Here is a 13537-nt window from a genome sequence, read left to right as displayed (position 1 = left end):
ACTAATATTTTGCCGGGGATTCATCTCATACTATCTCATAGAAATGGAGCGATTTCAGTGGCGCAGGAAGAAGTGCAGTACAACCATTATGGAATGCCTACCTACGATACGCGCAATCTGGTCATACGCGACGACATTATGGGAAAAGCCAAAGAATTGGCTGATATGCTCGGCACAAGTGAGGAAGTGAGACAGTTCCAACAGGCTGAGTCCAAAATTCGCGATCATGAGCGTATCCAGCAATTGATTGCAACCATCAAGAAGAAGCAGAAGGAGATTGTTGCCTTCGAAAGCTTCAAAAATGCAGAGATGGTCAGCAAAATTGAACAGGAAATTGAAGAATTGCAGGACGAACTGGACAGCATCCCATTGGTAACAGAGTTCCAGCAGAGCCAAAGCGATATCAACTACCTGCTACAACTTGTCATCTCCGTCATTCGGGATACGGTTTCCGAGAAAGTGAATGTGGAGGCAGGCACGGATTCACCTCCGACCAGCTGCGGTTAATGGACAAGAAGGGTGCGGACGCCGTCCGCGCCTTTTTTGACTTATAGGAACAGGGAGCTAACACAATCGACTTTGAAATACATTTCGAAGGAAAGCTCCACGCAGTGGGGTTCTTTTGCGCGTGTACGTGCTGATGAACGCCATACAGGAATAAGACTAGGCTGGCAAGCGCAGGCTTAATAGAAACGGTCTTCTTGTACGAAGGCGATGCTATCCCAAAGAGTCTGCAACAAGGACACGAGTAAAATTAAAAAATATTAGACAACTTAGTCGATAACATTAATGTGCAACAAAGGGGAAATGGAAAATGGATATTTTGGATAAAATGGTCGAAGAGGGAAATGAACGATTCTGGGGGTTCCTGGGTTGTCGTTATATCAAAGGGAATGAAAAGGAAGTACAGATCGCATTAACGGCTGGCGAACATCATACGAACTCGATGGGAATTATTCACGGCGGCGTGCTCACCTCTCTGATGGATCAAGCGATGGGGATGGTGGCTACAGCAGCGATGGCTGTAGACAGCTGTGTTACGACCAATCTGAATGTACATTTTCTGGCACCGATGAAACAGGGTGAATTAATGGTGACAGCGACAGTGCTGCACCAAGCTGGACGGAGTATCACCGCCCAATCGGAAATTCGTGATGCATCAGGTACACTGGGATGTATGGCAACAGCAACGTTCCGTGTAGCACGAGCAAAAACACCAAGCACGCAATCCAAAGGTTGACAAACGATATTATTATGTCATAATGAGATTATCAAAATGAAAGTAGTCGGTGGTGCCCATGAGCGAAAACTACGAACACGTCAATGAAGAGAACGATGAACAGGCGGCTCTTGCCTATAGTTCCAAGAAATATCGTACCCCCGATGGCGTTCCTGCGGATATCGTGATGTTCACCTTAACCAAGAGAGAACGCAAGACGGTAACCAAGACACTTCCCATTCGCGAACTGAAAGTGATGCTGATCAAGCGCAAAGGCTGGCCTTTTGCAGGTCGCTGGGCTTTGCCCGGTGGATTTTGCCAGGAAAATGAGTCCATTTATGATGCCGCAAAGCGTGAGTTAATGGAAGAGACTGGTGTCGACGGCGGACATCTGGAATATTTGAATGTATATAGTCAACCCGGGCGTGATCCGAGGGGATGGATTATCTCTCATGCATTTTTCGCGCTTGTAGAAGAATGGATGCTGGAACATCGCCAAGCGGCGGATGATGCTGAAGATGTGGGCCTGTTTACCATACAGGAAGCATTGGAGGAGCTGGAGCTTGCCTTTGATCACCGGACAATCATTGAGGATGCTTACCGCCGAATTCAGCAGCAGATGCTGGAAACGACGATTGCACGCCAGTTTTTGCCCCGTGATTTTACGTTAAGCGAGCTGTACCAGGTCATCCAAAGTGTGGTGCCCGATTTTGAAGAACCGAATTTCATTCGGAAAATCACTTCCACTCGCAGTCGAAAAGGAATTGTAGAAGAAGTACGGGACGAAGAAGGGAACCTGCTAAGTTCCAATCAGTATTCACAGCGTCCTGCGCAGCTTTATCGTTTCACGGAACTTGTACCCCGTCTGTCGATCTATACTTAATTTCGGAAGTTTATCATTAAGGAGTGTATCTGGATCAACCTATTCTCAAAAGGGAGTGTGGACGATGAAAGCACTGATTGTGATTGATTTTACTCGTGATTTCGTGGACGGATCCTTGCCTGTAGGGCAGCCGGCGGTTGAGATTGAGGAGACAGTTGCCGCGATAACGGAAGCATATTGTAATAATAAGCATGAAGTCATCATGGCAGTTGATCTGCACGAAGAGAGTGATTCGTACCATCCGGAAACGGCACTTTTCCCACCGCATAATATTAGAGGTACTGAAGGAAGACAGCTATATGGCCGTCTGGCTCAGGTGATGCAGGAACGTCATGAAGACATTCGTTGGATGGACAAAACAAGATACAGCGCATTCTGTGGTACAGACCTGGAACTCAGGTTGCGTGAACGCGGGATTACAGATATCGCACTGATTGGTGTATGTACGGATATCTGCGTTTTGCATACGGCAGTGGATGCGTACAATAAAGGTTTTCACATCACGGTGTATGAAGATGCCGTTGCCAGCTTCAATTCAGCAGGACATGAGTGGGCACTCGGACATTTCCGATCATGCCTTGGGGCTCAGGTCATTAAGGCTAGTGAGACCGTACTAGCGAGGGCTTAGCCTGGCATTCAGTGATAACGTTGATAAAATGATGAGCAGGAATAATCCGGAGACTCATATACTTACAAATGTTCAGAAACAAAAGTGAGGAGTCTCCACATGTTGACCCGTGTGCACAGGATACACTTGTGTCACGAGCGGAAGTCAGAGAGGATGAGACAAATGCAGACGACTAGCCTGGCTTTACATACGGATAAATATCAAATTAATATGATGTATGCGCACTGGGTGAATGGAACTCACAAACGAAAAGCGGTGTTTGAGGCCTATTTCCGCAAGCTTCCTTTTGGTAACGGTTATGCCGTATTTGCCGGATTGGAACGGATTGTGAACTATATCAGCCAGCTTCGATTCACAATGGAAGACATCAAGTATTTATCCAAACAAGAGGAAAATTACGATCCTGTCTTTCTGGAAGAGTTGCTCCAGTTTTCATTTCAGGGGACAATTCATTCCATGAAAGAAGGAGCGCTCGTTTTCCCTGACGAACCGCTCATTCGGGTAGAAGGCTCCATTATGGAGACGCAGCTGGTGGAGACGGCAATACTTAACTTCATGAACTATCAGACATTGATTGCAACGAAAGCGTCGCGGATCAAACAGGTGGCCAGCCAGGACACACTGCTAGAATTCGGAACCAGACGGGCTCAGGAAGCAGATGCGGCCATATGGGGTGCCCGTGCATCGTATGTCGCGGGTTTCCATGCAACGTCCAACATGCTGGCAGGAGAACGTTTTGGCATACCGACAGCAGGGACACATGCACATTCCTGGGTGCAGAGTTTTATGAGTGAGCAGGAGGCGTTTGACGTCTACGCAAAAGTGCTGCCTGATCAGGTGACCCTGCTTGTAGATACATTTGATACGCTGAACAGTGGAGTACCTCATGCGATCAAAACGGCCAAAATGCTCGAAAGCCAAGGCAAGAAAATGAATGCCATCCGGCTCGATAGCGGTGACCTTGCCTACCTGTCCATTCAGGCACGTCAAATGCTGGATGAAGCAGGATTGGATTATGTTAAAATTGTGGCGTCCAATGATCTGGATGAGAACACGATCTTCAACTTGAAAGCTCAGGGCGCTCGCATCGATACATGGGGCGTGGGTACACAGCTGATAACGGCATCCGACCAGCCATCCCTCGGCGGGGTATACAAACTGGTAGAACGTGAAGTGGATGGTACCATGCTGCCGACGATCAAAATATCAGCTAATCCTGAGAAAGTGTCGACTCCGGGCAAAAAAGAAGTCTTCCGGATCATTGATCCGAAACATGGTAAGGCCATCGCAGACTATATCTGCTATCCAGGAGAAGAACAGCCGCTTCAGGGCGGGCCGCTCAAGCTGTTCAACCCGCTACACCCGTATCTCAAAAAGACCGTAACGCGCTACGAAGCGGTAAATATGCTCGAACCGATCTTTGTGAATGGGTTTAAAGTATATGAGCTGCCTACACTGGATGAAATCCGCAGATACCATCGAGAACAGATGGATTTGTTCTGGCCAGAGTATTTGCGTAAGCTCAATCCGGAAATTTACCGTGTTAACATCAGCCCGGCGGCATGGAATATGAAGCAAAAGCTGATTGCTGAACACGTACAATCTACAGAGGAATGAGCAATGAAGAAGGCATAGTCGGTAGGATATTTACCGGGTTATGCCTTTTTGGTTTTAGATCTGTTTTTTTTTGTGAACGTTCGGCAGCTTCACGCATGCCTTTACGGATTGACACGATTGTGTTTAACGTCACGACGGAGACGGTAGGAACCACAGTATACTAAGGGTTGGTGACCGATGTTTGTCTTGCACAGGCGTAATTATTTCTCGGGAAATTGCAAAAGACATCAAAATTCTACATCATTCTGGAGACATGGATTAGATCAGCATTATGCAGTGGTTATAGACAGCACAGACAGGATATACTTCGTGGGTAGTTTAGAATCTTGCGTTTTCTGTTTCAAGTATGCAGCCTCGGGGGATGAAACAATGAAGGAGGTGTACATCTTGAAATGGATCTTAGGGATCATCTGGCTGGCCTTCGTGGCTTATGCATGGGTTTGGGCACCAGGAAAGCCTCTGGGGAGCGATCCTGTGTTCAAAGAGCTGATTACGCTGCAAAGCAAGGAAGCATGGCTAATGACCGTATTTTCATGGCTGGGCATTTTCCCTGCGGTCTTCGCATGTCTCCTGTTAAAAACACCAGCAAACGAGCGTGGAAGCCGTATACCTGTTTAGCCGTTTGTGCTGTTGTCTTTTGGATTGGGTGCCTTTGCGCTGATTCCTTATTTCGCATTGTCATCACCACGGCGGAGTAGATCGGGACATGAACATCATCATTTCGGTTATCGTCGTAACTCTGGAGTAGGGCGGATTGCAGGACACAAACTGACTCATGGTATACTTTTATTGTTGACATTGGGTACAGCACTGTACGGTTTTACTCAAGGCCATCTGGCTGTATATACGGAAGCATTCAGACATTCTTCCCTTGTACATATTATGACGATTGATTTTGTCGTATTGACGCTGCTCTCAGTCCTTGCAATTTACAGGGATGCTGTGTTCAGCCGCAGATCGCGTATGTGGGCGGTAATAGGGGTTATACCTCTGGTCGGGCCACTCGTGTATTTGGTAGTGGATAGAAAATGAGCAGCTTGAGATCAGAAAGACACCAACCTTAAGGAGAGGATATACATGGAGAATACATTCCCGGCATATGTCGTACGGAATCTAGAAGAGGGCGGAGTTAAGGCAGCCGTAGAACAGTTGAGAAAAGAAGATCTGCCCAATGGAGATGTGACTGTACAAGTCCAGTACTCCAGTGTCAATTATAAGGATGGTCTCGCTACAATCGACAAAGGCGGCGTTGTTCGTGAGTATCCCATGGTACCGGGGATTGATCTGGCAGGTACTGTAGAAGAGTCCGTAAGCGGACGATTTGCACCAGGCGACCGGGTGATCAGCACAGGCTTTGAGCCAGGGGTGTCTCATTTTGGAGGCTACAGCAGATACGCTCGCCTGCGCACTGAGTGGTTAGTACCGCTGCCACCGGGTCTCAGTGAGAAGGAAGCCATGGCAATCGGCACAGCCGGTTTTACGGCAGCCCTGTCGGTGGATGCTTTGCTTCAGGCAGGAGTTACACCGGACATGGGCAACATTTTGGTTACAGGTGCAACCGGCGGCGTTGGAAGTATGGCCGTGGCCATTTTGGCGAAGCTGGGTTTTAAAGTGACAGCAAGTACAGGCAAAAAGAAAGAACAGGAGAAGTTGCTTATAGATCTGGGCGCCTCACAGGTTATATCACGCGAAGAAGCGGATGCCCCGGCCAAAGGGGGGATGGGCAAACAGCTATGGGCAGGTGTTGTAGACCCGGCGGCAGGTCCAGCCCTGGCAGAACGTCTGAAACAGGTCCAATATGGAGGTGCAGTTGCAGTATCTGGATTGACCGCCGGATCACGGTTTGAGTCAACGGTATTTCCGTTTATCATCCGGGGCATTCAATTGATCGGGATCGATTCCGTGTATTGTCCAATGGAGCGACGGGAACGCTTGTGGAACCTGCTTGGCGGGGATTGGAAGCCGGATCGTGCGCTGGAGCTGGGCATTCAGGAGATTTCCTGGGCACAGCTGCCACACACGCTGGAGAACATTTTGCAGGGTGGTGCGGTGGGTCGTACCGTGGTAAATACGACGGAAGACGTACCAACCGAATAAGTTTCTTTACTCCTAGACATGCTAATCCTACCTAAGATTGCCACGAATCACGAAGTGGTGCGAAAGGAAGGAAACGTATGCGTGTTGGAAGAAAAGAGGCGCAGTGGGAAGTAGGACGAGGTGCAAGAACCGTAATTGCTGGCTGTATTATCCTGCTGTGTATGGGATCACTTATTGCCTGTTCAAGTGAATCTGCTCAACAGGAGCGAAAGGTGTACAGCGGGCAAGCGACGGAAGAGGGCAATATGAGAGCCCGGAGTCAGGGGCACGGGTTAAACGGTCCATTAATTCAGGAGCTGGATAAAGCTTTTGCCGCCAGAGACATCAAGTTGATGAACAACATGTCTGCAGATGATGGCGAGGGCGGAATCTCCTACATGTACCTGCTGAATGGAAGCAGCCGACATGTTGTGAAGGTTCACATTTTTGGAGATTCAGACACACGAACCGCACGTATGAAAGAAATGTATGGTAATTCTGATGATCAGGCCGTTATCAAAAATGTACTAGGTCAAACAACGATTCGGAGCAAAGGGTATGTGTCACTTGTATACACCGCATCAGGTGGGGAGAAGGACATTTATAGAGAAAAGGTAACCCAAGTGTTCCAGCATGTGCTTAATCAGTTGAAATGATCGCAGAGGACAGGAAAGCAGCGACAATGTGAAACATATTCATTCATGGGATGAATTAAATAAATCTGGAGAAAACGACAAACCCGTCTGATCATTCAGACGGGTTTGTATATTTCACGCATCACATGCCGCAGCTCTGGCAGAATAATCTTTTCCATTGCCAGCTTGACCGCCCCCTTGGAGCCCGGCATGGAGAAAACAGCCGTACGTCCAATCGTTCCGGCTACAGCTCTGCTCAGAATCGCAGCTGAACCGATATCCTCCGTGTAACTGAGAAACCGGAAGATTTCACCGAAGCCGGGCAGCTCCTTGTCGAGCAGAGAGGATACGGCTTCATACGTGGTATCTCTAGGAGCGATCCCGGTTCCGCCACTCAGTAGTACGGCTTCTATATCATCTCGTACGGCCGCGTCCTGCAGAATGGTGCGAATGCGCTCAGTTTCGTCCGGCGTAATGATATATTCTGCAATTTGGTATCCTGCTTCGGTCAGCAGTTGATGCATGAGTTGTCCACTGGTATCCGTGTCCTTGGTCCGGGTATCCGATACGGTGACAATCATGCAGGAGACCTTGTCCGGTGCTTCCTGACGATGTTGTTCCACTGAATTGGTCATGAGATATCCTCCTAATCCACATTTCCTCATAGCATAGACCATTCGGCAGTTTCAGGCAATGCACCGCGGAAGAATTGATCATATTGCACAAAGAATGCAGGATGGTGTACACTCGCTAGATATAGAATTAGAATGATCCATACAATGGTCAGCCAGAGAGGTGTATAGCAATGAGCGTAACGAGTAAAAAAGAAAAGTCCATACCTGTATATATATTGTCAGGCTTTTTGGGGAGCGGGAAAACGACGCTTCTTGTGCAGTTAATTGAACATTGGCAGCAAGCAGGCTTACGTCCGGCAGTGGTCATGAACGAGCTCGGTGAGGTAAATCTGGATGGTCAGGTTGTAGATGCTGAAGTACCCATGACCGAAATGCTCGGGGGCTGCATCTGTTGTACGGTTCGAGGGGATCTGGGTCTCCAGCTTGCTGATCTTGTGCAGGAGGAGTCACCGGATGTCATCATCATCGAAGCCACGGGAGCAGCCAACCCGATGGAGATTCTGGATGCCGTAACGGAAACATCGTTATATATGCGTCTAGAGCTGAAAAGTCTCATTACCGTTGTGGATGCAGCACATCTGTCAGGTTTGTATCAGGAGCAGAAGGGACAGACGTTCAAGCTGATGCAGGAGCAGATTCGCTGTGCCTCGGTATTGATCCTGAACAAAACGGACCGGGTGGGCGAGCAGGAGATAAGCGATCTGCAGCAGCTGCTGACGAAGTGGAACGGTTTTGCCCCGGTTATTCAAGCTGTGCGATGTGAAGTGGACATGGACCTGCTGCTTCAAAGCGGAGATGGGGTGCATGCTTATCAAGCTGCAGCGGAATCGGATCATCGGGAGGATTCAGCAGATCACGTCCATACCGATGCATGTTCAGAGCATGGATGTGGCCATAGTCATGAACATCATCATGAACACCACGCTCCTCATGCGTCACATGAGCATGTTATGGTGTATACGCATTATTTTAACCAACCGGTGAACAGTGAAGCTTTTGAGCAATTTATAGCCGGATTGCCGCGGGATGTATACCGTGCCAAGGGCATTCTTTCCTTTAGTGACACAGCTAGCCGATTCTGGTTTCAGTATGCGTATCGGGAATCGGATTATATGAAAATCACGCCTCAGGGAGACGTGCCAAACGTGGCTGTGTTCATAGGTGAGCATTTTGACCAAGCTGTCATTCGCCAGCAATTACTGGAAATGGAAGCGATAAATCAGGCATAATGATTCAAGGTTCCTCCGAACTGGGTATTAAGAAGCATAGCAAACTTTGCCTGGGAGGTAACTTTAAATGACACAACAACAATATCAACAATGTATTGATGCTTGCCTGGAGTGCATGAATGCTTGCAACGTATGTTACATATCCAGCTTGAAAGAATACGATCTGGCCATGCTGCGTGACTGTATCCGACTGGACCGCGAATGTGCCGAAATCTGTGGCTTCGCTGCTCAAGCCATGACGCGTGGAAGTGATTTCATCGCCGAAATTTGCGAACTGTGTGTAAAAGCTTGTGAAGCATGTGCAGCGGAATGCAGCAAACATGAACACGATCACTGTCAGGCGTGCGCCGAAGCTTGCCGTAAGTGTGCAGAAGCTTGCCGTTTAATGGCAGCGGTAGCCTAATCATAGATGACATGTAACAGCCTAATGACTTTGAATATGAATGGCGTGATCCCCTCATGAATTCAACGTAAGGTACATCAAACGAGATGTGCGGATACGTTGTAATGATGAGGGGATTTTTACGATTAAATTAAACCGGAAGCACGCACTGTTAGTATCATGAGTGCAGAACTGACTTGAAGAATCCGAGTGGCCTTCTCATAGGATTTTCACGACAGGTTGCCAAAGTCAGGAACGATATGTATAATGATGGCAATGAATTGAAACGATGAATATCCGTGATCGGGAGAGTAACCAGAATCATGCTTAACAGCGAGCCGGGGCAGGTGGAAGCCGGTATGACATGACCTGTGTGAACCGCACCCGTGAGATGGTTATCCGAAGTGATGCTTTTTTGGCAGAATGACGAAGCATCTTCATGAGGGTAATCCGGCATGCGGCCGTTATTCGCACCGAGCGGAGCAGCCTCGGACGCCATAATACATGTGCGAGTATGAGGTTGTTCACCTAGAGTGGTACCGCGGGAACTGTCAGATCAGCTCTCGTCTCTTTTATAGAGACGGGGGCTTTTTTTGTTTTATATCTAATTATTCAATGTCAGACAAAGGAGTGTTAAGCATGTTAATGAAACAAGCGGCAGCACATCTTGCACCTATTACAGGGCTGCAGGAAGAAGAGATACTAAAACTTTTGGAAATCCCACCACAACCGGAGCTGGGGGATGCAGCATTCCCTTGTTTTGTACTCGCCAAATCCCGGAAAAAAGCACCTGCAGCGATTGCTGCGGAGATTGCAAGCGAGCTGAAAACAGGAGACCTTACAGCTGTGGCGGCAGGGCCTTATGTGAATATCCAGTTTAACCGGGAAAAGTGGTCCGCGGAGTTGCTGGAACAGGTGAACCACCCATCGTTTGGTAAGCTCAAGATTGGTAAGGATGCACGCGTATTAATTGATATGTCATCCCCCAACATCGCGAAACCGTTTGGAATTGGACATCTTCGTTCAACCGTTATTGGTGCAGCACTCTATCGATTGTATAGTGAAGCGGGATATATCCCGGTGAGTGTAAATCATCTTGGTGACTGGGGAACCCAGTTTGGAAAACAAATTGCTGCCTACAAACGTTGGGGTAATGACGAAGCGCTGCAGGCAGAGCCTATCCGCACATCCCTTGAACTCTATGTGCGTTTCCACGATGAAGCAGAGAATGACCCCACCCTGGAGACTGAAGCTCGCGAATGGTTCCGCAAACTCGAGCAGGGAGATGAAGAGGCCAGACGATTATGGACTTTCTTTGTTGAAGTGAGCATGAAGGAATTCGATCGGATGTATGAACGCCTGAATGTACAGTTTGACCATACCCTTGGCGAGAGCTTTTACAATGACAAAATGGGAGCGGTTGTGGAAGAACTCAAATCCAGGCGTTTACTAGAAGAGAGTGATGGAGCGTTAGTCGTGCGTTTGGAAGAAGAAAATATGCCACCTTGCCTGATTATCAAAAAAGACGGAACAACCATCTATCCTACCCGAGATTTGGCCACAGCCGTTTATCGTCATGATGTGATGAAGGCAGATAAGCTGTTATATGTGGTTGGGGGAGAGCAAAAGCTGCATTTCAAACAGGTATTCGCCGTATTGTCCCGGATGGGATATGAGTGGGCTGCGAACTGTGAGCATATCCCGTTTGGATTGATGCGTTTTGAAGGGCGGAAGATGTCCACCCGGCGTGGCAAAGTCGTCTTTTTGCAAGAAGTGCTGGATGAAGCGGTTGCTCGGGCTTTACAGATCATTGAAGAGAAAAATCCACATCTGGACAACGCTCAGGATGTTGCCGAAGCAGTAGGTGTAGGAGCGATTGTTTTTGGTGATTTGCGCAATAACCGTCTGAACGATGTTGATTTTTCCTTGGAAAGTGCGGTCAGTTTCGAAGGGGAGACCGGACCTTATGTGCAGTACACCTATGCTCGGATGAACAGTGTGCTTGCCAAGGTCAAGGATGCGAACAAGAGTAGTAAGAATGGCCATGCGACCAGCTCGGATGATACAGAGATCAATGATGGCGCAAGTCATACAGCAAACGTTGGAGACGCCACATGGGCTCTGCTTAAACTATTGGCGGATTATCCGGGGTACCTTGAAAAAGCCGTTGTGCGCAATGAACCTTCGGTGATTGCCAAGTATGCGATTGATGTGGCCCAGGCGTTCAACCGCTTCTATCACGCCGAACGGATCGCTGATGCTCCGGCTGAAATAAGGCCATTCCGGGTGACTTTAACCACGTGCACAGCTGAACGTATTGTCCGCAGTCTGTACTTGCTTGGCGTACAGGCACCTGAACGGATGTGATGTTCTGTGAAATGGGGAAAGCATGGAACTGGTCGTGAAGAAGATGAACCTAAGGATGATGAAGCGGGCAGGTTGCCCGCAGGCGTTTCCCTTCAGCATGTGAGCAAACGCCTCGGAGGAGTACCCGTACTGAGTGAGATTAATCTACATGTGGAATCTGGCGAATGCGCCGTATTGGTGGGCAGAAATGGTTCAGGTAAAAGCACACTGCTGCGTACGTTGGCAGGCCTTCTTGTTCCTGACAAAGGCGTGGTGTGTCAAACTTTTAAAGAAAAGAAGATGTATGCGCTCGACGGATTGCCACGTTTGCCTTTCACTTCGGCCGAATATTTGTGGGAAATGGGCCGTATCCGTGGCATCCGCCCTGCGTTGCTGACTCAACGAATAAACGAGCTGAGTGAGTTGCTTTTTCTTGGGTCTGCGCTTGGTCAGAATTTATCTCTGTTATCTAAAGGAACGCTTCAAAAGGTGAACCTGATTCAAGCGATGCTGCCAGGTCCAGGCGGACTCATGCTGCTGGATGAGCCGTTATCCGGCCTGGACATTCCTGCTCAGGAGGCGGTCGTATCTCTGCTGCAACAATGGAAAAAAGAAAGGACTTCCATTGTGACAGCTTGTCATGAAGCACTGTTTATTGAGCGTATGGCCGACCACGTGTATGTGCTTCAGAAGGGGCGTGTATTACGACATTGGAAACGCGCAGATCTAAAAGAGTTAGGAGAGCCGATTGTCCGAATCCAGAGTGAAATGAAAGGATCGGATATGGAGCTGCTACATACATATTCGAACCTTGTTGAACAGGAGGGCGTTTTGCAGATCGATCGTCATTGGGCGAGGAATGATCGCAACGAAGTAGTATGGGACTGGAAAGTTGAACGCAGTAAAACGGACCGTATGATCGGTCGGATTCTTGCGGCTGGCGGTTCGATTGTGTCTGTATTGCAGGAGGAAAGCCGAGTACATTTGGAACGTTTGCTGGAAGGTCATCATCCGGCAGATCATCTGAAGGAAAGCATCACTGAATCTGCTCCTTCCCATTCTCAGCCCTGCATTATGGAAGGAGAATCACCATGATTCATCTAACCCTGTATTTGTTGAGACATTACATCCGTTCACAGAAGTATTTTGCACCCGTGGTGATGTACGTCATCGCCATGCTCCTGATCTATTCATATCGGCCCAACCCGATTGCGGACAGTTATAGTGTTACGGCGATGCTTCTCTTTTTTGGGTCTGCCTGGCTGGGGTTATCTGTAATGAACGCAGAGCCAGCGGGGCAGATTCAATTGCTTGTGCTGCATGCAGGAAGCAGACGAAAAGTTATCTTTGGGCAGTTATGGTGTGCATGGATGATGCAGTGTGCGCTTGTGATAATAACCGTGTTGTATCCTGTGATGTTTGGCATGTTTGAGAGGCAGCCGACTGGAGGGGAGTGGATGATGGCGTGGTTTGGGCATTTGGCATTGTCACTGCTGGGTCTAGGTGTAAGTCTTTTCTTTCAAAAATCGTATGTTCCCCGGTTTAGTCGCAGTCTGCCAGGATTAATTGTTCTACTGCTGCTTTCGTTTGTCCAAGGTTCACTAACGAATCATTTACCGGAATGGCTGCAATGGCTTAACAAGGTATTACCCCCAGCTTTCTATCTTGTGCGTGAGATGATGATATTTGAAGAAGCAAAGTGGGGAGCAGTCTTATTATCAATCATATGGGCTGTAATGTATGCGTTCGTCCTCGTGTCCATTCATGTATGGCTGTCTGGAAGAAGGGATATACGGAGTTAGAAGCCGTTAATCCCTACGACTTGAATGTTGCTCTTTCTTTGGTTACGATAGAGGAACATAGAATGGGTACGGGAATGAAAGGGGC

The 13537-nt window shown here is 48.3% G+C and carries 15 protein-coding genes; 14 read left to right on the top strand and 1 reads right to left on the bottom strand.

Annotation, left to right across the window (positions count from 1 at the left end; translation table 11 throughout):
• Positions 1-93 precede the first annotated feature (93 nt).
• From ABGV42_RS09485 to ABGV42_RS09445, 9 genes are all read left to right on the top strand, one after another.
• Positions 94-507, top strand: a complete 414-nt coding sequence (locus ABGV42_RS09485) for a RicAFT regulatory complex protein RicA family protein (RefSeq protein WP_431523642.1) — start codon at positions 94-96, stop codon at positions 505-507.
• A gap of 307 nt (positions 508-814) precedes the next feature.
• On the top strand, positions 815-1240 hold the full coding sequence (locus tag ABGV42_RS09480) for a PaaI family thioesterase (RefSeq protein WP_347381461.1): 426 nt from the start codon (positions 815-817) through the stop codon (positions 1238-1240).
• Between the two features lie 58 nt (positions 1241-1298).
• Positions 1299-2102, top strand: a complete 804-nt coding sequence (locus tag ABGV42_RS09475) for an NUDIX hydrolase (protein ID WP_347381460.1) — start codon at positions 1299-1301, stop codon at positions 2100-2102.
• A gap of 64 nt (positions 2103-2166) precedes the next feature.
• The gene (locus ABGV42_RS09470) at positions 2167-2730 is read left to right on the top strand and encodes a cysteine hydrolase family protein (protein ID WP_347381459.1); all 564 of its coding nucleotides are present in this window, start codon (positions 2167-2169) and stop codon (positions 2728-2730) included.
• Positions 2731-2892: 162 nt separating this feature from the next.
• Entirely contained in the window at positions 2893-4347 is a 1455-nt protein-coding gene (locus ABGV42_RS09465; protein ID WP_347381458.1) for a nicotinate phosphoribosyltransferase, read from the top strand.
• Between the two features lie 387 nt (positions 4348-4734).
• Positions 4735-4965: a hypothetical protein gene (locus tag ABGV42_RS09460; protein WP_347381457.1), complete on the top strand. Its 231-nt coding sequence runs from the start codon at positions 4735-4737 to the stop codon at positions 4963-4965.
• 12 nt (positions 4966-4977) lie between these two features.
• Positions 4978-5379 carry a hypothetical protein gene (locus tag ABGV42_RS09455; RefSeq protein ID WP_347381456.1) on the top strand — a complete coding sequence of 134 codons (402 nt, stop codon included), beginning with the start codon at positions 4978-4980 and terminating at the stop codon, positions 5377-5379.
• Between the two features lie 45 nt (positions 5380-5424).
• The gene (locus ABGV42_RS09450) at positions 5425-6444 is read left to right on the top strand and encodes an acryloyl-CoA reductase (protein ID WP_347381455.1); all 1020 of its coding nucleotides are present in this window, start codon (positions 5425-5427) and stop codon (positions 6442-6444) included.
• Positions 6445-6521: 77 nt separating this feature from the next.
• The gene (locus tag ABGV42_RS09445) at positions 6522-7079 is read left to right on the top strand and encodes a hypothetical protein (protein ID WP_347381454.1); all 558 of its coding nucleotides are present in this window, start codon (positions 6522-6524) and stop codon (positions 7077-7079) included.
• A gap of 95 nt (positions 7080-7174) precedes the next feature.
• Here the strand turns inward: ABGV42_RS09445 and ABGV42_RS09440 are convergent, their stop codons facing one another.
• Entirely contained in the window at positions 7175-7693 is a 519-nt protein-coding gene (locus tag ABGV42_RS09440) for a MogA/MoaB family molybdenum cofactor biosynthesis protein (protein ID WP_347381453.1), read from the bottom strand.
• A gap of 170 nt (positions 7694-7863) precedes the next feature.
• Between ABGV42_RS09440 and ABGV42_RS09435 the strand changes: the two genes are divergently transcribed.
• The 5 genes from ABGV42_RS09435 (at position 7864) to ABGV42_RS09415 (ending at position 13452) form a co-directional block, all read left to right on the top strand.
• Positions 7864-8922, top strand: coding sequence for a CobW family GTP-binding protein (locus ABGV42_RS09435; protein WP_347381452.1), 1059 nt, complete (start codon positions 7864-7866; stop codon positions 8920-8922).
• A gap of 67 nt (positions 8923-8989) precedes the next feature.
• Positions 8990-9325 (top strand): four-helix bundle copper-binding protein, encoded by a 336-nt coding sequence (locus ABGV42_RS09430; RefSeq protein WP_095287680.1) that lies wholly within the window; start codon positions 8990-8992, stop codon positions 9323-9325.
• A gap of 618 nt (positions 9326-9943) precedes the next feature.
• The gene (gene argS / locus ABGV42_RS09425; protein WP_347381451.1) at positions 9944-11671 is read left to right on the top strand and encodes an arginine--tRNA ligase; all 1728 of its coding nucleotides are present in this window, start codon (positions 9944-9946) and stop codon (positions 11669-11671) included.
• Between the two features lie 6 nt (positions 11672-11677).
• Complete coding sequence (locus ABGV42_RS09420) at positions 11678-12745, top strand: ABC transporter ATP-binding protein (protein WP_347381450.1); 1068 nt, start codon at positions 11678-11680, stop codon at positions 12743-12745.
• Positions 12742-13452 carry a hypothetical protein gene (locus ABGV42_RS09415; RefSeq protein WP_347381449.1) on the top strand — a complete coding sequence of 237 codons (711 nt, stop codon included), beginning with the start codon at positions 12742-12744 and terminating at the stop codon, positions 13450-13452. The genes ABGV42_RS09420 and ABGV42_RS09415 overlap by 4 nt, the downstream gene beginning before the upstream one ends.
• Positions 13453-13537: the final 85 nt, after the last annotated feature.

The organism is Paenibacillus pabuli, assembly GCF_039831995.1.
Taxonomy (GTDB): domain Bacteria; phylum Bacillota; class Bacilli; order Paenibacillales; family Paenibacillaceae; genus Paenibacillus; species Paenibacillus pabuli_C.
This window is presented reverse-complemented; position numbering and strand designations above follow the sequence as displayed.

Coding starts and splice junctions, on each gene's coding strand:
- ABGV42_RS09470 (WP_347381459.1), top strand. CDS start 2,167: ATGAAAGCACTGATTGTGATTGATTTTACTCGTGATTTCGTGGACGGA.
- ABGV42_RS09440 (WP_347381453.1), bottom strand. CDS start 7,693: ATGACCAATTCAGTGGAACAACATCGTCAGGAAGCACCGGACAAGGTC.
- ABGV42_RS09430 (WP_095287680.1), top strand. CDS start 8,990: ATGACACAACAACAATATCAACAATGTATTGATGCTTGCCTGGAGTGC.
- ABGV42_RS09450 (WP_347381455.1), top strand. CDS start 5,425: ATGGAGAATACATTCCCGGCATATGTCGTACGGAATCTAGAAGAGGGC.
- ABGV42_RS09435 (WP_347381452.1), top strand. CDS start 7,864: ATGAGCGTAACGAGTAAAAAAGAAAAGTCCATACCTGTATATATATTG.
- ABGV42_RS09480 (WP_347381461.1), top strand. CDS start 815: ATGGATATTTTGGATAAAATGGTCGAAGAGGGAAATGAACGATTCTGG.
- ABGV42_RS09415 (WP_347381449.1), top strand. CDS start 12,742: ATGATTCATCTAACCCTGTATTTGTTGAGACATTACATCCGTTCACAG.
- ABGV42_RS09445 (WP_347381454.1), top strand. CDS start 6,522: ATGCGTGTTGGAAGAAAAGAGGCGCAGTGGGAAGTAGGACGAGGTGCA.
- ABGV42_RS09485 (WP_431523642.1), top strand. CDS start 94: ATGCCTACCTACGATACGCGCAATCTGGTCATACGCGACGACATTATG.
- ABGV42_RS09475 (WP_347381460.1), top strand. CDS start 1,299: ATGAGCGAAAACTACGAACACGTCAATGAAGAGAACGATGAACAGGCG.
- argS (WP_347381451.1), top strand. CDS start 9,944: ATGTTAATGAAACAAGCGGCAGCACATCTTGCACCTATTACAGGGCTG.
- ABGV42_RS09465 (WP_347381458.1), top strand. CDS start 2,893: ATGCAGACGACTAGCCTGGCTTTACATACGGATAAATATCAAATTAAT.